General features: G+C 70.5%; 23 protein-coding genes. 10 read left to right on the top strand and 13 right to left on the bottom strand.

The features are described from left to right. Positions 1 to 4: 4 nt before the first annotated feature. The 3 genes from ACLII4_RS12515 to ACLII4_RS12525 are packed head-to-tail and all read left to right on the top strand — an operon-like array spanning position 5 to position 2773. A complete protein-coding gene (locus ACLII4_RS12515; RefSeq protein WP_412067739.1) occupies positions 5 to 1159 on the top strand; it encodes a hypothetical protein in 1155 nt (384 codons plus the stop codon). Then, on the top strand, positions 1152 to 1814 hold the full coding sequence (locus ACLII4_RS12520; protein WP_412067740.1) for a TPM domain-containing protein: 663 nt from the start codon (positions 1152 to 1154) through the stop codon (positions 1812 to 1814). Before ACLII4_RS12515 ends, ACLII4_RS12520 begins: the two co-directional genes overlap by 8 nt. Continuing rightward, positions 1811 to 2773 carry a TPM domain-containing protein gene (locus ACLII4_RS12525; RefSeq protein WP_412067741.1) on the top strand — a complete coding sequence of 321 codons (963 nt, stop codon included), beginning with the start codon at positions 1811 to 1813 and terminating at the stop codon, positions 2771 to 2773. The genes ACLII4_RS12520 and ACLII4_RS12525 overlap by 4 nt, the downstream gene beginning before the upstream one ends. Positions 2774 to 2837: 64 nt before the next feature. On the opposite strand, the gene ACLII4_RS12530 is transcribed toward ACLII4_RS12525, so the two are convergent. From ACLII4_RS12530 to sufB, 5 genes are all read right to left on the bottom strand, one after another. After that, entirely contained in the window at positions 2838 to 3257 is a 420-nt protein-coding gene (locus tag ACLII4_RS12530) for a VOC family protein (protein ID WP_412067742.1), read from the bottom strand. Between the two features lie 161 nt (positions 3258 to 3418). Then, positions 3419 to 3784, bottom strand: a complete 366-nt coding sequence (locus tag ACLII4_RS12535) for an iron-sulfur cluster assembly protein (RefSeq protein WP_412067743.1) — start codon at positions 3782 to 3784, stop codon at positions 3419 to 3421. Positions 3785 to 3850: 66 nt separating this feature from the next. Further along, a complete protein-coding gene (sufD, locus tag ACLII4_RS12540; protein WP_412067744.1) occupies positions 3851 to 5161 on the bottom strand; it encodes a Fe-S cluster assembly protein SufD in 1311 nt (436 codons plus the stop codon). An 82-nt stretch (positions 5162 to 5243) separates the two neighbouring features. Beyond that, entirely contained in the window at positions 5244 to 6005 is a 762-nt protein-coding gene (gene sufC, locus ACLII4_RS12545; RefSeq protein WP_412070566.1) for a Fe-S cluster assembly ATPase SufC, read from the bottom strand. Between the two features lie 80 nt (positions 6006 to 6085). Beyond that, positions 6086 to 7549, bottom strand: coding sequence for a Fe-S cluster assembly protein SufB (sufB, locus tag ACLII4_RS12550; protein WP_412067745.1), 1464 nt, complete (start codon positions 7547 to 7549; stop codon positions 6086 to 6088). A gap of 194 nt (positions 7550 to 7743) precedes the next feature. Between sufB and ACLII4_RS12555 the strand changes: the two genes are divergently transcribed. The 5 genes from ACLII4_RS12555 (at position 7744) to ACLII4_RS12575 (ending at position 13007) form a co-directional block, all read left to right on the top strand. Then, positions 7744 to 8097: a HesB/IscA family protein gene (locus ACLII4_RS12555; RefSeq protein ID WP_412067746.1), complete on the top strand. Its 354-nt coding sequence runs from the start codon at positions 7744 to 7746 to the stop codon at positions 8095 to 8097. Between the two features lie 225 nt (positions 8098 to 8322). After that, positions 8323 to 8604 carry an FtsB family cell division protein gene (locus ACLII4_RS12560; protein WP_412067747.1) on the top strand — a complete coding sequence of 94 codons (282 nt, stop codon included), beginning with the start codon at positions 8323 to 8325 and terminating at the stop codon, positions 8602 to 8604. 1 nt (position 8605) lies between these two features. Further along, on the top strand, positions 8606 to 9586 hold the full coding sequence (locus tag ACLII4_RS12565; RefSeq protein WP_412067748.1) for an ROK family protein: 981 nt from the start codon (positions 8606 to 8608) through the stop codon (positions 9584 to 9586). 111 nt (positions 9587 to 9697) lie between these two features. Next, positions 9698 to 12391 carry a putative LPS assembly protein LptD gene (locus ACLII4_RS12570; protein ID WP_412067749.1) on the top strand — a complete coding sequence of 898 codons (2694 nt, stop codon included), beginning with the start codon at positions 9698 to 9700 and terminating at the stop codon, positions 12389 to 12391. Positions 12392 to 12704: 313 nt separating this feature from the next. Beyond that, positions 12705 to 13007, top strand: a complete 303-nt coding sequence (locus tag ACLII4_RS12575) for a BON domain-containing protein (protein WP_412067750.1) — start codon at positions 12705 to 12707, stop codon at positions 13005 to 13007. Positions 13008 to 13011: 4 nt separating this feature from the next. On the opposite strand, the gene ACLII4_RS12580 is transcribed toward ACLII4_RS12575, so the two are convergent. From ACLII4_RS12580 to ACLII4_RS12615, 8 genes are all read right to left on the bottom strand, one after another. Further along, positions 13012 to 14226 (bottom strand): patatin-like phospholipase family protein, encoded by a 1215-nt coding sequence (locus ACLII4_RS12580; RefSeq protein ID WP_412067751.1) that lies wholly within the window; start codon positions 14224 to 14226, stop codon positions 13012 to 13014. A 74-nt stretch (positions 14227 to 14300) separates the two neighbouring features. After that, positions 14301 to 14966 (bottom strand): phasin family protein, encoded by a 666-nt coding sequence (locus ACLII4_RS12585; RefSeq protein ID WP_412067752.1) that lies wholly within the window; start codon positions 14964 to 14966, stop codon positions 14301 to 14303. A 48-nt stretch (positions 14967 to 15014) separates the two neighbouring features. Then, positions 15015 to 15473, bottom strand: a complete 459-nt coding sequence (locus tag ACLII4_RS12590) for a polyhydroxyalkanoate synthesis regulator DNA-binding domain-containing protein (protein WP_412067753.1) — start codon at positions 15471 to 15473, stop codon at positions 15015 to 15017. Between the two features lie 263 nt (positions 15474 to 15736). Then, complete coding sequence (locus tag ACLII4_RS12595) at positions 15737 to 16552, bottom strand: phosphatidate cytidylyltransferase (RefSeq protein WP_412067754.1); 816 nt, start codon at positions 16550 to 16552, stop codon at positions 15737 to 15739. Further along, complete coding sequence (locus ACLII4_RS12600) at positions 16553 to 16966, bottom strand: putative signal transducing protein (RefSeq protein ID WP_412067755.1); 414 nt, start codon at positions 16964 to 16966, stop codon at positions 16553 to 16555. Continuing rightward, entirely contained in the window at positions 16959 to 17972 is a 1014-nt protein-coding gene (locus tag ACLII4_RS12605; RefSeq protein WP_412067756.1) for a type II CAAX prenyl endopeptidase Rce1 family protein, read from the bottom strand. The genes ACLII4_RS12600 and ACLII4_RS12605 overlap by 8 nt, the downstream gene beginning before the upstream one ends. A gap of 122 nt (positions 17973 to 18094) precedes the next feature. Then, positions 18095 to 19297, bottom strand: coding sequence for an NAD(P)/FAD-dependent oxidoreductase (locus ACLII4_RS12610; protein WP_412067757.1), 1203 nt, complete (start codon positions 19295 to 19297; stop codon positions 18095 to 18097). After that, a complete protein-coding gene (locus ACLII4_RS12615) occupies positions 19294 to 20280 on the bottom strand; it encodes an MDR family oxidoreductase (RefSeq protein ID WP_412067758.1) in 987 nt (328 codons plus the stop codon). Before ACLII4_RS12615 ends, ACLII4_RS12610 begins: the two co-directional genes overlap by 4 nt. Before the next feature lie 81 nt (positions 20281 to 20361). Between ACLII4_RS12615 and gcvT the strand changes: the two genes are divergently transcribed. Both gcvT and ACLII4_RS12625 read left to right on the top strand, forming a co-directional pair. Next, positions 20362 to 21477 carry a glycine cleavage system aminomethyltransferase GcvT gene (gcvT, locus tag ACLII4_RS12620; RefSeq protein WP_412067759.1) on the top strand — a complete coding sequence of 372 codons (1116 nt, stop codon included), beginning with the start codon at positions 20362 to 20364 and terminating at the stop codon, positions 21475 to 21477. Then, positions 21474 to 22187 carry a 2-phosphosulfolactate phosphatase gene (locus ACLII4_RS12625; RefSeq protein ID WP_412067760.1) on the top strand — a complete coding sequence of 238 codons (714 nt, stop codon included), beginning with the start codon at positions 21474 to 21476 and terminating at the stop codon, positions 22185 to 22187. Before gcvT ends, ACLII4_RS12625 begins: the two co-directional genes overlap by 4 nt. Positions 22188 to 22257: the final 70 nt, after the last annotated feature.

Raw genomic sequence — 22257 nt, forward strand, 5'->3', positions numbered from 1 at the left:
CACCATGCGTCTCTGGCCCCTCCTGCTCGCCCTCGCCGCCGCCGGGTGCGCGACCTCCACCCCTCCCCTGGTGGCCACGCCAGCTCCCGAGGCACGAGTCGATCTACCAGCCCCCCCGCCGGTCCGGGTCGTCGAGACACCCGTGGTCGAGGAGCTCCTCCCGCCGGAGCCCCCGCAAGCGCCCCGCTTGCGCATTGATCGCCGTGCCGTGTATCCGGATGCCCAGGCGACCGAATGGACGTTGGCCAACGGGCTGGTCGTCGTCTACGTACAGGGCGAGGCCGAGGGCTACACCGTCCGTGTCGATGGGCCGGGCGGGCTCGCGAACCTCCCCCCCGCCCTCGCGGCCGATCTCGCCGAGAGCGGTTCGGCGAGATGGGGCCCGCTCTCCGCCCACGTCGGACTGGATCGCCGGGTCGCCAGCGGGTGGGCGGATGGGATCGCTGACGCGCTCGGCGCCGTCCGCGCGCTGTTCGAGCGTTCGCCGGACGGCACCCCGCACGCGCGAGCCGAGGACCTGGCGCACCCGTCGCTTGGTCCCCCGCCGTCCCGAGGCCCACGCTCCGCATCGATCGGCGATGCCTTCGACCGGCCCGAGGCCTTTCGGGTGTTCCTGCATGGATCCGCCGGAGCCGACTGGGTGGAGGCTGCCGTCGCCAACGAGCTGGGCGCGATCCGGGGCCGGCCGCCGCTGGCGCTGCTCGAAGAGGCCCGCTTCGACCGCCGCGACACTCTCGCCGCCCGGGGTCCGGCCGTAACTGAAGCCGCCGTCGACGCGGAGTGGGACGACCTCGCCCCCGCCCGCATCGTGGCACTCGCGCTCGCCGACCGCGCCGACGTGACGCTCTCGCTCGCGAGCGGACGCCTCACGGTCCGCGCGGTGGGTGGACACGCCCCGGCCGACCTGTTCGCTCCGCTCGCAGACACCGCCCTCCGCGCCGCCCGTGACGCCGCGGAGGCCGAGGCCCGCCAGCCCGCCGCCGTGCTCGCGGCTTTTGCCGACCTCTACGCACAGCCCGGCCAGTTCCGCCCGGCGCGGCGTCCGCAGGACGCGGCGCGTCTCGCCGACCAGATTGCGCGGACCCCGCCCGCCCGCGTCGCCGCGCTCCTGCGCCGGCTCGCCGCCACCCCCGACCTCGCCGTCCTCCGACATGAGTAAGCCCCCCCTGTTTTCCGACGCCGAGCGCGAGATGATCCGCGTGGCGGTCGCCGAGGCCGAGACCCGGACCTCGGGCGAGATCGTGCCCTACGTCGTCCGACAAAGCGGCGACTACCCGGTCGCCGTCTGGCGCGCCGCCTCCGTCGTCGCCCTCGGTGCCGGCGTTGCGGCGCTCGCGGTCGCCTGGCTCTACGACGGGTGGGGCCTCGGCTGGCTCTACTCGGCGTGGGCGCTGGCGCTCGTCATGACGTTGGGGGGCGTGGCCGGAGCCGCAGCAACCCTGGCCGGCCCGGTGCGCCGCCTGTTCGCCGGGGCCGACGAGCTAGACACGACCGTCCACCGCCGCTCGGCCGTCGCGTTTATCGAGGAGGAGGTGTTCGACACGCGCGACCGGACCGGCATTCTGCTCTTCGTCTCTCTGTTTGAGCACCGGATCGAGGTGGTCGGCGACGCGGGCATCAACGCGAGGGTGGAGCAGGAGGAGTGGGTCGAGATCGTCGACCGGATCCGGGACGGCATCCGCGAGCGCTCGCTGGCGGCCGGCCTGGTCGCGGCGGTCGCGCGGTGCGGCGATCTCTTAGAGCGCCGGGGCGTCGCCCTCCGTGAGGACGACACGGACGAGCTGTCGGACGACGTGCGGGTCCGGGACGAATGAGGGCCGCAGCGCTCGTGCTCGCCCTGCTGGCCGCGCCCTCCGTCGACGCCCAGTCGCTCGCGGTCCCGCCGCTCACCGGTCGTGTGGTCGATCTCGCGGAGGTGCTCTCGCCCTCAACCGAGGCGGCCATCACGGCTCGGCTGGCGGCGCACGAGGACTCGACGAGCAACCAGATCGCCGTGCTCACCATCCCGTCGCTCGAGGGCGCCATCCTGGAGGAGTACGCGACCGACGTGTTCCGGACGTGGGGCCTCGGGCAGGCCGACCGCGACAACGGCGTGCTGCTGCTCGTGGCCGTCGGCGACCGCGAGTTGCGTATCGAGGTCGGCTACGGGCTCGAAGGGGCGCTGACCGACGCCACCGCCGGCTCCATCATCCGCAACGAGATCACGCCCCGCTTCCGCGACAGCGATTTCGACGCGGGTGTGTTGGCTGGCGCCGAGTCGATCGTCAAAGCCGTCGACGGCGAGTACGTCACGTCGGACAGCGGCGGCATCGAGGACATGGGTTGGGGCGAGCGGATGGTGGTCGGGCTCCTGATGATCCTCTTCCCACTGCTCGGAACGGTGACGCCGATCGTCGTGTCCGGCGCCACCGGCACCAAAGGCGACTTGTCGGCGGGCTTCATCGGCGTCGTGGGGGGGATATTCACCGGGGTGGGCCTGTACATCCTGACGCTCTCAGGGTACGTGGCCCTCGCGGTCGTGCTCGCTGCCCCGGTCCTGCTGATCCTCCTGAACCGCTGGCTGGAGCGGCACCCGACCTGGGGCCCCAAACGCCGGCACAACCGGGCCAAGCAGGCGGCATTCGCGAAGGCCCGCAAGCGCGGGGCCAAGACCGTCATCGTCGACGGGCGTTCGTACTCGGTGCCCGTGGCCTCGAGTTCGTCGGGCGGCGGTGGTGGCTTTAGCGGCGGTGGTGGCTCCTCTGGCGGCGGTGGCGCATCGGGAGGCTGGTAAGGGCGCGATCGCGGGCCGGCTCCGGACCCCCCACGGGCCGGGCCGGCCCCGCAACCGCGCCCGGCTACAGCCCCTCGATCCGCAACAGGGTGTGGTCCACGTCGCGGAGGTAGAGCACGCCGCCCAGGTCCGTGTAGTCGATGCCCTGACGGTCGAGCCGGGCGCGCAGGAGCGTCAGGATCCGGCGCGGCATGGCGAACGCCAGCTCGTGGACACCCGGCTGGTCGGCGTCGGCGGACTCGACGAGTTCGAACACCTTGTGGCCCTCGGCGTCGAGCATTTGGGCGCGGGGCTGGGCCGTCAGCGGGTGCACGCCAAGGTCCCCGAGCGTGAGCCCGAGCGCGGTGACGTAAAAGTCGAGGGCCTCGTCGAATCGCGTGGTGCGGACGCAGACGCTCCGCAGCCACACGGCAGAGCTGGGCTTGCGAAGCGTGCGCTCGGCCTGTCGGTAGGCGGAGTCGAGCGCGGCGGTGGTCGAGGTCATCGGGACGAGGGAGAGAGAGTGCGGTGGGATGCCCGACCCTTTCAGCGTCCGTGCCCACACGGGTGCCGCTCGCTTCACCCCCCACGGGTGGAACGTCGTTGCCCACTCTGCCTCTCGCTATTGATTCCGCGCCGCCAGCACAAGACCCGCGCGGGGCAAGGCTACATGAACCCCATCGTCAGCCGGGCCTCTTCGCTCAGCATCTCCATCGAGTACGACGGCACAAAAACCAGATCGATCCGGGCGTGCGCCACGCCCTCCAGAGCGTTAATGCCCTGCTCGACTTCGGCCGGCAGCGTCTCCGCCGCCGGGCAGTTCGGCGCGGTCAAGGTCATCTTGACCACCACGTCCTTGCCGTCCTCGGCGTTTTCCGCGTCCTCGATGGTCCACCCGTAGATCAGGCCGAGGTCCCAGATCGGCACTGGGATCTCGGGATCGTAAATCGTCCGCACCACCTGAACCATGGCCGTCTCCAGCTCGGAGAGGTCATCGGCCTCGCGTCCGTCGATGAGAAAGTCGCGTTCCATGGGGTCGTTGAATGTGGACGGGTGGAAAGTGGAACGTTCGACACGGCACGGTCCACCGTCCACGTCCTAGGTCAGCCGCTCGGCGATGCGGGCGTCGAGCCAGTCGCGGACGGGCTCCATCGACACCATTTCGACCACGTCGTGGGCGAAGGCGTACAGGAGCATCGCGCGAGCATCGGACTCGGAGACGCCTCGGCTGCGGAGGTAGAAAATGTGCTCGGGCTCGACAGCGCCGGTCGTCGACCCGTGCGAGCACTTGACGTCGTCGGCGTAGATCTCGAGCTCGGGCTTCGAGTAGTGGTGCGCGTCGGGGCTCAGGATGACGCCCTGGCTCTGCTGATAGGCGTTCGTCTGCTGCGCCTCGCGCTGCACGAACACCTTGCCGTTGAAGACGCCCGTCGACTGGTCGTAGAGGATGCCCTTGAACAGCTCGTTCGACTGACAGCCCGGGGCCACGTGGTCGACGAGGGTGTTCGTGTCGACGTGCTGGCTGCCGTGGCAGATGTACAGGCCACCGAGGGTGGACTGACCGCCCAAGCCCGCCGGCACCATCACCGTGTTGTTGCGGACCGTCCCCGAGGCGAACGTGAACGTGAGCGTCGACACATCCGAGTCCTTCTCCTGGTAAGTCTGGACGAGCGAGACGCCGTGGGCCTGGTCGCCCTCGTCCTGCACGCGGACGTGGCGGACCACGGCGGCGTCGCTGGCGACGATCTCGGTCAAGTCGTTGCGGAACGTCTCAGCCCCACCGGTGACGCCGAACGTCTCGACGATACGGACCTCGGAGGCCCGGCCAACGACGATCAGGTTGCGGCCCTGCACAAAGGTCGGTGCATCCGCCACGACGAGATGGACGACATGGATCGGCCGCTCGACGGCGACGCCGTTCGGGACGGAGACGTACAGGCCGTCCGTCGCCGAGGCGCTGTTGAGCGAGGCGAACGCGTCGCGGTCCAGGTCGACGTGGCGGCCGAACGTGTCGGCGATCGCCTGGGGCGAGTTCGCCAACGTCTCCGCCAACGAGCCGACGATGACGCCCTGCGGGAGGCCGGAGAGGTCGGACTGGCTGGCGTCGTACCGGCCATTCACGACGACGACACGCGCGGCATCGAAACCGGGGATGGCGGCCGCGGCGAGGGCGGCATCGGATGCCTGGGCAGGCGCGGCCGGAGCGTAGGCCGGCTTCAGCGCGGGCCGGAGGTCGGTGTACTTCCAGGCCTCATCGCGCGTCGTCGGGAGCCCCTTGGCTTCGAAGGCGTCCCGCGCCGACTGGCGGAGGTCGGCGAACGGGTCGGGCGCGCCGTCGCCCGAGAACGCGGCGTCGAGCGCGTCGACGGCGTGGCGGAGAAGCGAGGGGGCCTTTTCGAGGTCGATCATAGCGGTCGGTACGGGGTACGGGGCACCGGGTCCCACGACCCTCGTACCCAGTCAAACAGGGGTGCGCCCAGAGGCGCGTGGGCTAAGCCGCGACGGTGGCCGCCTCGTCGAGGAGCCAGTCGTAGCCCTTTTCCTCCAGCTCCTGCGCCAGCTCCGGCCCGCCCGAGCGGACGATCCGGCCGTCGACGAGCACGTGGACGTAGTCGGGCGTGATGTAGTCGAGCAAGCGCTGGTAGTGCGTGATGAGCACGAACGCGCGCTCCGGCGACCGCAGGTTGTTGACGCCATCCGAGACGACGCGCAGGGCGTCGATGTCGAGGCCGGAGTCGGTCTCGTCGAGGATCGCCAGCTGGGGGTCGAGCATGGCCATCTGGAAGATCTCGGCGCGCTTTTTCTCGCCGCCCGAGAACCCCTCGTTGACCGAGCGCTGCGTGAGCTTCGGGTCGAGGTTGACGAAGGCCGCCTTCTCGCGCATAAGCTTGAGGAAGTCGCCCACGGGGAGCGGCTCCTGCTTGCGGTGCTCGCGGACCGAGTTGACCGCCGTGCGCAAAAACTGGTGCGTGCTCACGCCCGGCAGTTCGACGGGGTACTGGAAGGCCAGGAACAAGCCCTCGCGCGTCCGCTCCTCCGGCGCCATCTCCAGCAGGTCCTCGTCCTTAAACGTGACGGATCCCTCCGTGATCTCATAATCGTCGCGCCCGGCGAGGACGCTCGCGAGCGTCGACTTGCCGGACCCGTTCGGACCCATGATCGCGTGGATCTCGCCGGCCTTGACGTCGAGCGAAAGCCCCTTGAGGATCTCGTGGTCCTCGACCGAGGCGTGGAGGTTGTTGATGCTGAGCAAAGACATGGAATGCGGGTACTGGGTACTGGGTACGTGGTTCAGGGCCTAGGTACATCGTACCCCGGGCGCCGGACCGTCGGCTAGCCGACCGATCCTTCGAGCTGCACCGAAAGAAGCTTCTGGGCCTCGACGGCGAACTCCATCGGGAGCTTGGCCAGGATCTCCTTGGCGTAGCCGTTGACGATGAGGTTGAGCGCGTCCTGCTCCGAGATGCCGCGCGCCTGGCAGTAGAACATCTGGTCCTCGCCGACCTTCGAGGTCGTCGCCTCGTGCTCCACCTGGGCCGTGTCGTTGTGGATCTCGATGTAGGGGAAGGTGTGGGCCCCGCACTGGTCGCCGATCAGCAGCGAGTCGCACTGGCTGAAGTTGCGGGCGTTGGCCGCCTTCTTGTTGACCTTGACGAGCCCGCGGTACGAGTTGTTGGACTGCCCGGCCGAGATGCCCTTCGAGATGATCGTGCTCCGGGTGTTCTTGCCCAGGTGGATCATCTTGGTGCCGGTGTCCGCCTGCTGGTAGTCCTTCGTAAAGGCGACCGAGTAGAACTCGCCGACGGAGCCGTCGCCCTTCAAGATGCAGGACGGGTACTTCCACGTGATGGCGCTGCCGGTCTCCAGCTGCGTCCAGGTCACCTTCGAGTTGCGGCCCGAGCAGAGCGCCCGCTTGGTCACAAAGTTGTAGACGCCGCCTTTGCCCTCGGCCGAGCCGGGGTACCAGTTTTGGACGGTCGAGTACTTGACCTCGGCGTCGTCGTGGGCGACGATCTCGACGATCGCGGCGTGGAGCTGGTACTCCTCGCGCATCGGCGCCGTGCAACCCTCCATGTAGCTCACGTAGCCGCCGTCCTCGCAGATGATGAGCGTCCGCTCGAACTGGCCCGTGTTGGCCTCGTTGATCCGGAAGTAGGTGCTCAGCTCCATCGGGCAGTGGACGCCCTTCGGGATGTAGCAGAAGCTGCCGTCCGAGAAGACGGCCGAGTTGAGCGCGGCGTACAGGTTGTCCGTGTAGGGGACCACCTTGCCCATGTTGGCGCGGACGAGGTCGGGGTGGTTCTGGACGGCCTCGGAGAAGGAGCAGAAGATGACGCCGACCTTCGCCAGCTCCGCCTTGAACGTGGTCGCGACGGAGACGGAGTCCATCACCGCGTCCACGGCGACGCCCGCAAGCGCGGCCTGCTCGCGGAGCGGGATGCCCAGCTTCTCGAAGTCGGCCAGGATCTCCTCCGGCACGTCGTCGATCGAGTCGTACTTGACGCGGTCGCCCGGCGCCGAGAAGTAGTAGGCGTCCTGGTAGTCGATGGGCTCGACGTTGAGGTGGGCCCACGACGGCTCCTTTCCCTCGTCGAGGAGCTTAAAAAAGTGACGGAGCGCCTTCAGGCGGTACTCCAGAAGCCACTCGGGCTCCTCCTTCTGGGCCGAGATGTAACGGACGGTGTCCTCCGACAGGCCCTTCGGCGCCTTGGTGCCGGGGGTGTCGGTGACGAAGCCGTACTTGTAGCCCTGCTCGGCGACGTCCTCGAAGAAATCGTGCTCGGTGTAGGTAGCCATGGTGCTGCTCTGTGTGCGGGGCGAACCGGGGCGGATGGGGGCTGTTCCACTAAGACGGGCCGAAGCCGACCCGCCGTACCCTCCGCTCGATGAACTCGGCCGTAAGGCGGACCGGGCCCCGCTCGTCCGAAGTTCGGAACGGCCCGCCGCGAGCGCCCCCAGCCGCGGTGAAGACTCCCGAAAACGCACGCCCCATGACCGACTTTCCCGCCGCCGACGCCTTCGCCATCACCGAGCGGGCCCGCCAGCGGCTGGCGTCCGTCGCCGTCGCCGAGGGTATCGACCTCGGGACCACCTTTCTTCGGGTCGCGGTGGTCCCCGGCGGTTGCTCGGGCCTGACCTACGACCTCGGCTGGGACACGACTGTCAGCCCGGCCGACGAGACGGTCGTCGTAGATGGGCTCCGGCTCGTGCTCGACCCTCGTAGCCTGGTCACCGTCGAGGGCACGACGCTCGACTTTACCGACGGCTTGGACGGCCAGGGCTTCCACTTCAACAACCCGCAGGCGATCCGCACGTGTGCCTGCGGCGAGTCGTTCAGCCTGTAGCGGGAGGCCCGAGACCGCGAGCAAGGAATGCAATAACGGGTCACGAGTTGGCGTGACGCTCGCACAGGTTGCCACGAGCCCACCGCCGACGGGTCGTGCACGGACGATTGCCCGCGCCCCGCAGCCCGATTCGCCGTGCGTCGCGGCGACGGGCGGTCCTCGCAACGCCGGAGGGCAGCACCTGCTCATCCGACCTACCTTTGCGGATCCCCCCACCGCCCTTTTATGACCACGCGCTTGCGCCGCCGTGCACTCCTCGTCGGGCTCGTCGGGCTGGCCCTCTGGGTCGCCTTCTTCGACAGCCACAGCGTCTTGCGGCGCATCGGCTACGCCCGCGAGCTAGACCGGCTGACCGAAGAGAATGCCGGGCTCGAGGCTGAGAACGCTGCCTTGTCGGCCCAACTCGAGGACGGCCTCGACGATGCCACGTTGGAGCGCGTCGCGCGCGAGGAGTACGGGATGCGGCGGCCCGGTGAGCGCGTCTACCGCGTGGAGACCGCCGAGTAGCATGGCTGCCGAGTACGCCGTCGGCGTCGACCTCGGGGGCACCAATCTCAAGGTGGCCCTCGTCGAACGCGAGGCCGGCATTGTCCGCCAGGTCCGCTTGCCGACGGACGCGGGCCGAGGGCCGGAGCATGTCCTCGACCAGATCGCCGACGGCATCGGCCGCGTCGTGGCAGAGGCCGACGGGCCCGTGCGCGGCGTCGGCGTCGGCGCGCCAGGGATCGTATCGCTCGACCGGACGACCGTCACCACGCCGCCCAACTTTGTCAACTGGGACGTGGTCCACGTGCCCGACGCCGTCGGTGGCCGGCTCGACGGGTTGGGGCTGGAACGGCTCGTGATCGTGGAGAACGACGCCAACGTCGCTGCGCTCGGGTCCGCGTTCTACGGCGCCGGGCGGCCGTTCGACTCGTTCGTGATGATCACGCTCGGGACGGGCGTCGGGGGCGCCATCATCGTCGACAACCGACTGTTTCGGGGTGCGACGGGCGCGGCCGGCGAGATCGGCCACATGTCCATCGACTACGAAGGGCCGTACGACCGGGCGGGCGTGCCGGGCGCCATCGAGGCGTATCTCGGCCAGCGGTTCCTGTCCCGCCACGCGCGGTACCAGCTCCTGACGCGCGAGACCGGCCTCCACGAGACGTGTGGCGAGGACTTGGTCGACGTGACACCCGAGCGCGTCCACGCGGCGGCGGTGGCCGGCGACCAGGCAGCCAACGATGTTCTGGCGTGGGCGGGCCACAAGTTGGGCGTGCTGCTCGGGTCGGTGGTCAGCCTGCTCGACATCCGCAAGGTCGTGGTCGGCGGCGGCGTCTCGCGAGCCGGGGACCTGCTGCTCGACTCGGCCCGCGACACGCTGCGCCGGTCCGTGATGCCGTCGATGGCGGAGGGCATCGAGATCGTCCAGGAGCCGCGTGGCAACGACGTGGCGCTGCTCGGCGGGGCGCGGCTCGTCTTCGAGCGGATCGACGACGCGGCCTGACCTGTGGCCACCCGCCCGTACCTCTTGTCGAGGCCCCGCCCGTCCCCTACGCAGTGTCGAGCCCCCGGTCGTGCGGGCGCACGAAGCCCGAGGCCGCTCCGTTCGCGGAGCGTGGTCCGCGCCCTGCTCCTGCTCCTGCTCGCCTCGGCGTCCGCCAGCGCCCAGCGCGCAGACTCACTGACGACCCGACCGGACGCGACTGCGGTCCCGGCCGACTCGCTCGGGCTGCCCGGCGACTCGCTCGACGGAGCGCCCGGCGAGCCAGAGCGGCAGCCGTTGGTACTGGGCGTCCCCCGCGCGCCGGCGGTCGAGGGCGGGCTCGACCGCGCCATCCGCTACACCGCCGTCGACTCGATCCGCGTCGTGCTCGCGCCGCGCGGGGCACCCGAGGGCGGGCCTGGCGACGTGGTCTCCCTCTTCGGCAACGTCCGGACCGACTACGAGGGCGCGACGATCTCGGCGGGCCGCGTCGACTACGAGGCCGCTCGCGAGGTGCTCCGCGCCAGCCCCGTGCGCTCGGACTCCGGCGAAGTCGGGCTGCCCAGCTACAGCGGTGACGAGGGCCAGTTTACCGGCCGCTCGTTCGTCTACGACTTGCGCTCGCGGCGCGGCCGGGTGACGGGCGCGAAAACCGTCATTGAGGACGGCTACCTGTTGGGAGGCATCCTGAAGCAGAAGGACGAGCACGTCGTGTTCGCGGAGGACGCGGCGTACACGACCTGCGACCTCGACCACCCGCACTACGCCGTCGAGGCGGGGCGGATGAAAATCGTCGACGGCGAACGTGTCTACACGGGCCCGGTCCAGCTCAAGCTGCTCGGGCTCCCGATGCCCGTGCTCCTCCCCTTCGGATACTTCCCGACCGCCGACGGCCGTCGCAGCGGGCCGCTCCCGCTCAAGTACGGCAGCGACTCGTCGTTCGGCCTCTTCCTCGAGAACGTCGGCTGGTACTGGGCCATCAGCGACTACCTCGACGCGCAGGTGACCGGCAAAATCGGGACGCAGGGTTCGGTCCAGGCACAGGGCCAGCTCCGCTACAACAAACGGTACGCCTACAACGGCTCCGTCTCGCTCCAGCTGGCGCGCTTGCGCTCGGGCGAATCGACGGACCCCGACTTCGCGCCGCGCACGCCGGCCGGCCTCCGCTGGTCCCACAACCAGACGCTGCCCGCCGGCCAGCGCGTCACCGCGAGCGTCAACCTGCAGTCGGCCGGGCTGCGGCTGGCGACGTCGGACGTCAGCGAGCAGCTCGCGGTCTCGACGTCGTCGAACGTGAGCTTTAGCCAGTCGTGGCCCGGCGTGGGGCGCTCGGTGAACCTCTCGCTGCAGGCGTACCAGGACTTCGGCAACAACCGGACGACAGCACAGCTTCCGAGCCTGCAGTTTTCCCAGCAGCGCCGCTTCCCGTTCCGCCGGGGCCGCGACGACCACTGGTGGGAAAAGATCAGCGTCAGCTACACGGCCAATGCCCAGAACGCCTTCGCCTTCGAGCCGTCCACCGACTCGACGGGCGTCTCGGCGTTCGACGCCTTGTTCAGCGCCGACTCGTTCCGACGGGCCGCGTGCCCGGTGACGGAGCCCGACTGCGACCTCACGCGGTTCGACTACCAGGTCATGCAGACCGTCCCGGTCTCCGCGTCGTTCTCGGTCCCCCGCTTCAACCTCAGCTTTGGCCCGTCGCTGAACCTGACGGAAACGTGGACGGATGAGGAGACGACACGCGTGTACGTCGACAGCCTGGGCCGGGCGGTGAGCGGCAGCGAGCCCGGGTTCACGGCGTTCCGCCGGGTCTCCGCCAGCGCATCCGCCTCGACGGAGCTCTACGGCACCTTCCCGATACGTGTCGGCGCGCTCGACGGCATCCGACACACGTTGACGCCGAGCGTGTCGATGTCCTTTGAGCCCGACTACGAAGCCTTCGGCTATGTCCGCGAGGTGCAGGCCGACACGACGGGCCGGGTCGAACGGTACGCCATCAACTCCTCGATCCCGACCGACCCCACGCGGACGCTGTCGTTCTCAGTCCAGAACGCATTCACGGGCCGCTTTGTCCGGACCGACTCGACGGGCGAGGAGACCAAGCAGACGCGCCAACTCTTGTCGCTCAGCCTCAATGGAGGCTACAACTTTGGCGCGGAAGACAACCCGCTGAGCCCCGTCAGCGCGCGGTTCACCACCAACCTGTTCGGCTTGAACGCGAGTGGCAGCGCCGCCTTCAACCCGTACGGTCTGGACTCGCTCGGCCGACTGTCGCCGCTGACGTACTACGAGACCGACGGCCGCCCGCTGCGGCTCACCAACGTCAACCTCCAGGTCAACCGCACCTTCCAGTCGGGCCGCCGGACGGGCGCTCGCGATGTGCGCCCGGTCTACGACGAAACGCTGGGCGACCTCTACGACGCCACCTCGACGGTCCCCCGGAGCGCGGCCATCGGCTACGTGGACTACTCCGCCCCGTGGTCGGTCGCCCTCGGTCTCACGCTGAACCGCTCGACGAGCGGGATCGGCGAGCCCCGCACGGTGGCCACTCTCGACGTGTCGCAACTCAACGCGCGGCTCACCCAGAACTGGTCGGTGACCGGGAGTACGGGCGTGGACCTCACCTCGATGGAGCTGACGACGACGCGCTTGGGCTTGCGCCGCGACCTCCACTGTTGGGAGATGGCGATCAACTGGCAACCCATCGGGGTCACCAAGCTGTTCTCGGTGTCGCTCTATGTGAAGAGCGGCTTCCTGCGCGACTTCCTCCGCCTCGATGTGCCCAACTCCACGGTCCGCACCGGCGGGTTCGGGCAGCAGTTCTAGGGTCCGTCATGTAAGGCGGCCCGTTGCCGAGCGAGAGCCGCTGGCGGTGCCTGCAAGGCGCCCGACGAGATCGATGAAGCATCGGACGAGGAGGGCAACGCGGCAGACGCCGCCAGAGGCCTCGCGCAGACAGGACCCGGATTCACGTGGCGGGCCCTAGAGGGGAGTGGGAAGGAGCGAGGGCGGAGACGGAACGCCAGCGTTTCGTTCCGGCTGGGGTGAAGAACAAAAGGGACGTTCGTGGCCCGCGAATGGCGACGTGAGGGTGGCACGCACGTTGCATGCTCACCGGATAGCTCCTCCCCCCACTGCCGTGCCCGTCAGCGCCCAGGTCCTCGGCTACGGCCTCCCCCCCGCCATCCGCCGGCTCGTCGATCGTCACCAGGCGGCGCGGGCGAAGACGACCGCCGACCAATCGCTGTCGCGGCGCCTACGTGACAGCGTGCGGGCGGCCAAGATTCCTGCCAGCGGGCTCGCGTTCTACGTCCACGACGGCGCGATCTCCCTCTACGGCACCGTCGCCGACGGGGCGGCGCGGGAGGCGCTGCTCGCGGTCGCGACCGGTCTGCCCGGCGTCCGCCGGATCGTCGACCACCTCCGGCTCGCGGACGCCTAGGCGCCTACCCAAGCAGCGCGTCGAGGTCAGCCAACGCATCCCGCAAGTCGCGCGTCGTGTCGGTCGACGGCAGCGGATGGTCTGGAACGCTCCCCAGGCTCTCCCAGATATCGAACGTGCCGCCTGCCAAGACCTCCACCCGTAGGCGGACGCCGTGGCGCGCGAAGATGGGCTCGAGTTCTTCCGCCCGCTCGCGAAGCTGCTCCATGGTCGAGCGGTACGCATGCTCCAGCACCTCGGTGCGGGACGCAAATGAGAACACGTTCGTGAAGAACATCTTGTAGTCGTCCTTTGGCGGCTCGAACAGCAGCAGGTCGGAGCCCTCGAAGCGGGCCTCATAGGCGGCCATCCCGGTCCCCATGCGGCTGTGGATGAGCGTGCGGAAGGTCTGCGCCAGCACGCCCGGCATGCCCCGGTCGGTGAGGCGGCCTCGCTTCATGGCACCCTCTGCGACTGCACGAGCGGTGTCGACGGGCACGATCGGGTTGACACAGAGCACGAGTCCGGCGCCATGCGCAAAGGCCACAGACGCATGGACAGTCTTGTTGAGCACGCCGTCGACGTAGTGCCGCCCCTCGATCTCGACCGGCGGGTACAGTCCGGGAAGCGCAGTCGAGGCCTGGACCGCCAGCGAGATCGGCACGTGATCGGCGCCCGGCGAGCCGAAGACGACCGTCTCCGAGGAGTCGAGGTCGGTCGCCACGACGAACAGCTGCGAACGCAGTTTGCGGAAGTCGTCCGTGCGGCCCTCGACTTCGAACAGCCGACGGAGATACGCGCGGAGCGGGTCGTTGTCGAACACCCCGACGGGCAACGCTCGCCCGACCCGGCTCACCAGCTCCGACACCAACCCGCCGCGTGGGTCGGCCAGGAACGACCGGAACGCGTCCACGACCAGGCCGGGGAGTTGGAGGCCGCGCTTGGCGTACTCGCGGAACGCGGGCGCCATGAAGAGCTCCGGCCGGAACGGGTGCTCCGCGCTGGCGTGGCCCGTCACCGACCGGACCATCCCGGCGGTCGTGATCCCGTTCGCCAGCGAGGCGCCGATGATGGCCCCCGCGGAGACACCGACGGTCACGCCAACGGCGTTCAGGTCGAGTCCGTCGAGGGCGTCGTCGAGGGCCCGGAGGACGCCGATCTCGTAGATGGCGCCCTCCGGGCCCCCGCCTGCCAAGGCGAGGCCGATGGATCCGGTGCTTTTGTGGTCAGCGACTTTCATAGTGACGTGTAGACATGAAACGGGCGGGCGCGGAAGGCCGCGCCCGCCCGGTGCGGTAGAGGCGAGCCTGAGACTTAGCCCCGCTGTTCCTGGATCCGGATGAGCGCGGCCTGCGCGTCCTCCTTGCCCTGGACCTTCTCCACGACGACGTCGCCCAAGCGGATCTCGTACCAACCACCGCCGACGGCCTCGAGGACGAGCTCGTTGGTGGCCTCGCGCTCGGTCTTGAGCTTCTCGATGTTGTCGGTCAGCCGCTCGACGCTCTTGGTGAGGTCGGAGATCTCCTTGCGGGTCGGGACACCGAGCTTGGTCATCACGGCCGTGACGGCCTCGCTCAGCTGGCCCTCGGCCTTCTCGGCGGTCTCGCCGGCCATGTACTTGGCGTCCTGGACGCGGCCCTTGGCGGCGGCGGTCGCCTCGTCGGCCTTCTCCTCGACGGCCTCGCGGATGGCCTTGACGCGGTCGGAGCCGAAGCCCGGGAGGTCGATCTTCTCGCCGCGCTTGACGAGCTTCTTGAAGGTCTTGGAGCCCTCCTCCTCGGCGACCACGAGGGCGCCCAAGCCCGCGAGGAACACCTTGTTCACGGCGTCGCGGACGTCGCCGGCGGCGTCGGTGAGGTCGCGCTGGACGGTCTCGACCGTGGTCTTGACGGTGGTCACGGCGTCGTTGGCCGTCTTCTTGATCTCGCTCTGGAGCTCGTTGGCCTGCTTCTTGGCTTTGGTCTTGGTGGCGGTTGCCATGGTCGTGGGGGTCTGTGTGTAAGAAACGTGCGTCGCGGGACGCCTGTGTTACTGGTCGCCGGTCGGGGCGGGGTCGTCGAGGCTTTCGAGCGTCCGCTCCAGGCCGTCGAGGCGGGCGCGCAAGCGCTCCATCTCGTCGCGGACCTCGCCGATGGGGCCGGCGGGCCGGATCTTGTCGACGGCCCGCCGGGCCAGGTCGTCGACGCTCTTGCGAGCCTGGCTGATGCCCGTCTCGACGGCGCCCTCGCCGACCTTGTACACGCGCTCTCCGGCGCGCAGCAGGTCGTGGAGGAAGCCGGCGGACAGGACGCCGTTGCCCGAGCGGCCTTCCTCCGAGATGATCTGGGTCAGCACGGCGGCGGTCACGCTCTCGCCCGACTTGTTGTCGACGACCGACACCTCGTGTCCGTCGCGGACGAATCCGGCGACCTCTTCGAGGCTGACGTATCGGCTTTCGGCCGTGTCGTAGAGCTTGCGGCTCCCGTAGCGCTTGATGAGACGAGGCATGGGTCTGGGCGGGTTCAGGCCCTATGACGCGATGCGGCAAAGAGAGTTTCCGCACCGCGTCATTCCCTTTCCGTTTCACGTCCGCGTCACACGTAAGCCACAGATTCGGTGATACCTGCGCTCTCCCAAAGGGGCTGCCGCACCGCGTCAGAGCCCACGCCCCCACACAGACGACCCATCCCGACAGCATTCAGCGACGCTGGCGCTGCTGGCGATGTCCGCAAGCAGAGCCCCCGTCGCGGGCGCCGACCTTCGCCGCCCGTCTACAAAAAGCCGCGCGTGAGGTGGAGATAGAGGACGATGACCGGCACGGCCACCAGCGTCGCGTCGATGCGGTCGAGCAGACCGCCGTGGCCGGGCAGCCACGACGCCGAGTCCTTGACGCCGACGGACCGCTTGAACTGGCTCTCGGACAAGTCGCCGAGCGGGCCGAGGACGCCGCTCGCGAGGGCGATCACGGCGACGTCGAGCCACGAGACGGCGTCGCCGAGGGCACCGAGCTTGAAAGCGGCGACCATCGCGAAGGCCCCGACCGCCCCGCCGATGGCGCCCTCCCACGTCTTCTTGGGCGAGATCCGCTCGAACAGCGGCGTCTTCCCGAACGCGCGGCCTGCGAGGTACGCGAACGAGTCGGCCGACCACACGGCGAACAGCACGGCCGCCGTCAGCCAGAAGGCCTCGTCGCCGCGCAGCCCGACGTCGCCGACGCGGAGCAGGACGATGCTGCTCGCGAGCAGGGCCGGGTAGACCACGCCGAAGACGGTCGCGGCGGCGTCCTGGAGCGGGGAGGTGCGCCTCTTGAAGAGGACGGCGACCTGGATCAGCGGGACGCCGGCGACCAGCGCCAGCAGGGTCACCGGCGCGAGCGGCCACACGACGGCGGCGAGCCCGAGCATAAGGCCCAGGCCGACGACGGGCGCGACGCCGCCCGCCTTCAGCATCGTGTAGAGCTCGAACTGGGCCGCGAGCGCGACGGCGGTCATCAGGGCCGCAAACCACCAGCCGCCCGCCCACATGGCCGCGACGACGAGCGTGGCGCCGACGAGCCCGGTCAGAATCCGCTGGGTGAAGTTCGACACCTAGGCGTCGTCGTCGTCGTCGGGCACGTCGAGGCTGATTTCGTCGATGCCGGAGTCGAGGCGGGCCTCGGCGATCGGGTCGTGCGCGTCCGGCGCGTCGACGTCGGCGGCCATAGCGGCCGCTTCGAGGTCCGCGTCGGAGATCGGCGCCTCGTCCAGGACGCCGCGGGCGCGGCCCTCGTCCTCGGGCTTCACCATCACGTGGACGGGCGAGAGGTCGCCGACGTTGAGGTTGAACGAGTGGTCGCGCTGGGTGAGCACGACGGCGGGGATCTCCGCCTCATCGAGTCGGTCGCGGACGAGGTCGGCCTCGAAGTCGGTCGAGGCCTCGAAGATGGAGATCCAGCCCTCGTAAGTACGGGCGGCGCGGGCCTTGGGGGAATCGTCGCGGGGGGGCGTGCCGGGCTCAATCATGGGGGGCGAGGGGCTGTGCGGAGAGGGGCGGAGAGAGGGGGACGGGCAGCGCATCGGACCGGGTCCCGACGAGCGAGACGCGGCGCGCGGTCATGGCACGGACGACGAAGCCGGTGAGCACGAGCCCGACGACCCCAAAGTACCACGGCACCCCCATCGCCTCGAGCGTCTCGAGGTCGAGGTCCGGGTCGGCGCGGGCGAAGGCCGTCGCGGCGACCGCGAGCCCGTTGTTGAGGAGGTGGACCAGGAATCCGGCCCACAGGCTGCCGGTCGCCCAGACGACGAAGCCGAGGTAGACCCCGAGCAGCGCGAGGGGGACGGCCTGCGTCAGCCGGAGGTGGTAGAGCCCGAAGAGCACGCCGACGAGCACGATGCTGGCGACGGTCCCCCACCGGCGCTCGACCTGGCGCTGGAGGTAGCCACGGAAGAGGAGTTCCTCGCAGATGGCGGGCGTCAGCGCGAGCGCGACGAAGAGGAATGGGGTCGACAGGTCGCCACCCATGAGCAGGCCCTCGAGAAAGTCGACCTGGGTCGCTTCGAGCTCGCGGAGCCAGTCCGGAAGCGGCAGGAGCGAGTTGAGCTGCCCGGTCCACAGGACGGCGGGGTACAGCGTCGCCCAGCCCAGGGCCGCCAACCCCAGCCCGAGGCCGTCGGGCCGACGGATCCGCAGGAAGGCGCGGACGGCGGGGGTGTGCAGCTTGGCGACGACGACGGCCAACAGGCCGAAGCCGAGCGCCTGGCCGACCGTGTTGGCCGTCAGCATCAGCCGACCGTTGGTGGTCAGCTGCTCCATGATCTGCCCCATGTCGGGCGCCGTGCCGTCGCCGTTCTGCACCGCGTCCCAGATCACGCCGATGCCGAGCACGATGGGCGCGATCACCAGCTGGAACAGCAGGAACGCGAGCACGAAGACGAACAGCGCCGTCAGGATCGGGCTGAACCCGTTGCGCTCGAACCAGCCGGTCAGCGGCATGGGTTCGGCGTCGTCCCAGGCGTCGACAATCACCTCGGGGGGCGGGGGACCTGCGGGGGGTCTCTGGAGGGCGGGCGGGGTCGAGGTCTCAGTCGTCGGGTCGATCACGGGCGCAGGGGTGGGCGCCGGTCAACGAGCGGGCGCCGGGAAAGGGTTCAGGCCGCCGGGACATCGGCCGCGAACGGGCTGGGCTGAACGTCGGGGTCCAATCGGCGGGCGTCGAACAAGTCGGCGGCGGGGTCGGGCTCTCCGAGGAGCGACCGCGCCGCGAGTTGGCCGAAGCGCATCGCGTAGCCCATGCCGTGGCCGGTGAAGCCGGCGGCGAAGCGGGCGCCCGTCACGCCGGGCACGCCGCCCAGAACCGGCAGGCCGTCGGGGCTGAACCCCATCGTGCCCGACCACCGGCGCTCGACGGCGAGCCGGGCGAAGTCGGGGAAGTGCTCGGCGACGTAGGCCGCCAGCGACGCCTGGAGCGCGTCCGTCGTCGCGTCGTCGTAGCCGACCTCGTCGGCCTCGTGGAGGTGCCGGGCCCCGCCGACGAGGACGCGGCCGTCGGCCCGCTGGCGGAGGTAGTAGTGCCCCTCGTGCGAGTACACGGGCGCCGCCAGCCGGAGCGGCGCGGTCGCGGTCGCGAACATCTGGGCGCGGACCGGCCGCACGGCCGAGACCAGCGCGGGAAGCAGCCGGGGCAAAAAGGCGTTCGCGGCGACGAGGACGCGGCCGGCGGCGACCTCTCCCCCCTCCGGCCCCGCCAGCCGCACGCGCTCGCCCTCGGACTCGATCTCCGCGACGGGCCACCGCTCGATCACGCGCGCACCCGACTCCGCCGCGAGCGCGGCGACCAAGCGCGCCGGGTCGATGACGCCGCCCTCGGGCACATACAGCGCGGCCGGAAAGCCCTGGCCTCCCGTCCGCGCGTCCGCCTCTCCCCTTTCTGCCAACGCCGACGCGACGCCGTCTTCCGCGAGCAGGTCGTGCGACTCGCGGAGGCGCTCCGCTTCGACAGCGTCCCCCGCCGCGAGCACGCTGCCCGTCGCCGCAAACCCGACTGCTCGCCGGGCGCCGAGATCCGCCGCCAGCCGATACGCCTCATTCGTAAACCGCCACAGCCGCCGCGCGCGGTCCCGGCCGTAGGTCGCCACGGCCGAGGCGTAGTCGGCGTGCGTGCCCAAGAGCAAAAAGCCGGCGTTGCGGCCGCTCGCGCCGAACGCCAGCCGCTCAGCCTCGACGATCACGACCCGGAGGTCGGGCGCGAGTTGGCGGAGTGCGAACGCGGTCGCCGTCCCGATCACGCCGCCGCCGACGATCGCCACGTCCGCCTCGACGGCCGGGGGCCGCTGCCAGACCGACGCCGTCACCGGGCCACCTCCACGACGACGCGGCCGACCGTGTCGCCCTCGACGATCCGCTCGCTCCACGCCGTCACCTCGCCCAGCCCGACGACCGTCTTGCGGACGGCCGCGAGCGCGCCCGACGCGACGGCCGCGGCGAGCGCCTGCCACGCCTGCTGGCGCAGGGCGACGGGCGCCGTGTTCGAGTCGATGCCTGCCAGCGTCACGCCGCGCAGGATGAACGGAAACACGGTCGTCGCCAGTTCGGCCCCGCCCGCGAGCCCGCACGCCGCGACGCACGCGTGGCGGCCGGACTGCGCGAGGAGCGTCGCGAGCGTCGTCCCGCCGACCGAGTCGACGGCGCCGGCCCAAACGCCTTTCTGGAGGGGCGCCCCGCTCGTCGCCAGCGCCTCGCGCCCGACGACCTCCGTCGCGCCGAGCTCGCGCAGGTAGTCGTGCGCCGAGGCCGTCCCGGTGACCGCCGTCACCGCGTAGCCGCGCGCCGCCAGCAGGGCCGTGGCGACGGAGCCGACGCCGCCGCTCGCGCCGGTCACGGCGATCGCGCCGTCGTCGGGCGTGACGCCGTGGGCGTCGAGCGCCAGCACGCTCAGCATCGCCGTAAAGCCCGCCGTGCCGATCCACATGGCGTCCTCGGCGGAGAGCCCGTTGGGCAGGCGAACGAGGTGGTCGGCGGACGCCCGGGCGCGCTCGGCGAAGCCGCCCCACCGGTCCTCGCCCGTGCCCCAGCCCGTCAGCACGACGCGATCGCCGGGCTGCCACGCGTCGGACGACGACTCGGCGACGGTCCCCGCGAGGTCGATGCCGGGGACAAACGGAAAGTCGCCCCGGACGATCTTGCCCCGGCCGGTCACCGCCAGCCCGTCTTTGTAGTTGAGGCTCGAATGGGAGACGTCGATGAGCACGTCGCCAGCAGGCAGGTCGGTGTCGGGGACGTCGGTGAGGGCGGCCGAGGTCTGGCCGTCGGACTGGGAGAGGAGGAGCGCGCGCATCGGGGTGGGGAGAGACACGGGACGATACGCGCGGCCCGGCACCGAGGGGTGCCCGTAGCTTGCGGCGCACCCTCTACGCCCATGGCCGACGACACGCTCCGCACGACCCCACTCCACGACCGCCACCTCGCCCTGGGCGCCAAGATGGCCGGATTCGGCGGGTGGGACATGCCCATCCAGTACTCGGGCATTCTCGATGAACACCACGCCGTCCGCCAGTCCGCCGGGCTGTTCGACGTGAGCCACATGGGCGAGTTCAGGCTCCGGGGGCCCGACGCGCTCGCGCTCGCGCAGCACCTGGTCACGAACGACGTGTCGAAGCTGACCGACGGGCGCGCCCAGTACGCCGTGCTGTGCCGCCAAGACGGCACCGCCGTCGACGACCTGCTCGTGTACCGACTGGCGGAAGACGACGTGCTGCTCGTCGTCAACGCGGGCAACATCGACAAGGACTGGACGCACGTCTCGGCCGTGGCGGATGCCGCCGGGATGGACGCGACCCTCACGAATGAGTCGGACGACTGGGCCCTGCTTGCGCTTCAGGGCCCCGACGCCTTCGAGGTGTTCGAGCACGCGAGCGGGATCGACGCCAGCGACATCGCCTACTACCACTTCCGCCCGGCCCAAGCGGGTGCGCTGTGGGGCGCCCAGCGCGGGATCATCTCGCACACGGGCTACACGGGCGAGTCCGGGCTCGAACTCTACCTCTCGCCCGACGCGGCGGGCGCGGCGTGGGACGCGCTCGTTGAGGCGGGCGCGACGCCGGCCGGACTGGGCGCTCGAGACACGTTGCGGCTCGAAGCCGGCTTCTGCCTCTACGGCCACGAACTCGACGACGACACGACACCGCTCGAAGCCGGACTCGGCTGGGTCGTCAAGCCCGACGCCGCCGACTTCGTGGGACGTGACGCGCTGGCGGCGCAGAAGGCCGATGGGCTTGCGCGCAAGCTGGTCGGGCTCGTGATCGAAGGGCGCCGGATCCCGCGCGCGGGCACGCCCATCACCGACGCCGACGGGGCCGAGATCGGCGTCGTCACGAGTGGGAGCCAGGCGCCGACGCTCGGTGCGGGCGTCGCCCTCGGCTACGTGCCCAACGACCCGGCGTACACGACGGCGGGCGCCAGCCTGGGCGTGTCGGTCCGGGGCACGGTGCTCCCGGCGACCGTCACCAAGCCCCCCTTCCACAAGACCGCGTGAGCCTCTCCGTAGCCCTCACCCCCTCCGGCCTCGACCCCGGCTCCCTCGACGGCCGCGCCGTCGTCGTCATCGACGTGCTCCGCGCCTCGACGTCGATCGCGACAGCGCTCGCGAACGGCGCCCGCGCCGTGATCCCCGTCGCCGACAAGGGCGAGGCCGGCCGGCTGGCGGCGACGCTCGACCGCGACACGTCGGTGCTGGCGGGCGAGCGCGACGGCGTGATGCTGCCCGGGTTCACCCTCGGCAACTCGCCGCGCGAGATGACCGCGGAGGCCGTCGGCGGCAAGACGGTCGTGCTCACGACCACGAACGGGACGTACGCCATCGTCGCTGCAAAGAAGGCGGACCGGCTCGCGGTTGGGACGTTCGTCAATGCCGCGGCCACGGCCGCCTTTTTGAGTGACGCCCTTGCGGACGGGCTGGAGGCGACCATCGTCTGCGCCGGCTGGCGGGGCGAGGTCGGGCTCGAAGACGTGCTGTGCGCCGGCCTGCTGGCGGACCGCGTCGGCGGCGCGGGTGGCGACGGCGCGCTGATCGCGCTGGGCCTGTATCGGGGAGCGGCCGCAAACCTGGGCCGGGCCGTGGCCTCGTCGGAGCACGCGCGGCGGCTCGCGAGCCTGGGCGCTGCCGATGACGTCACGGCCTGCGTCCGCGTCGACGCGCTCGACGTGCTCCCCGTCTACCGCGACAACCAGCTCGTCGCGGGCTGAGCGTCTGGGGCGGACCGACCGGGCCGTCCCAGGGCACAGGCCACCCGTCGTACCTTCATAGACGCCCCAA

The sequence above is a fragment of the Rubrivirga aquatilis genome, from assembly GCF_046845665.1.
Taxonomy (GTDB): Bacteria; Bacteroidota; Rhodothermia; order Rhodothermales; family Rubricoccaceae; genus Rubrivirga.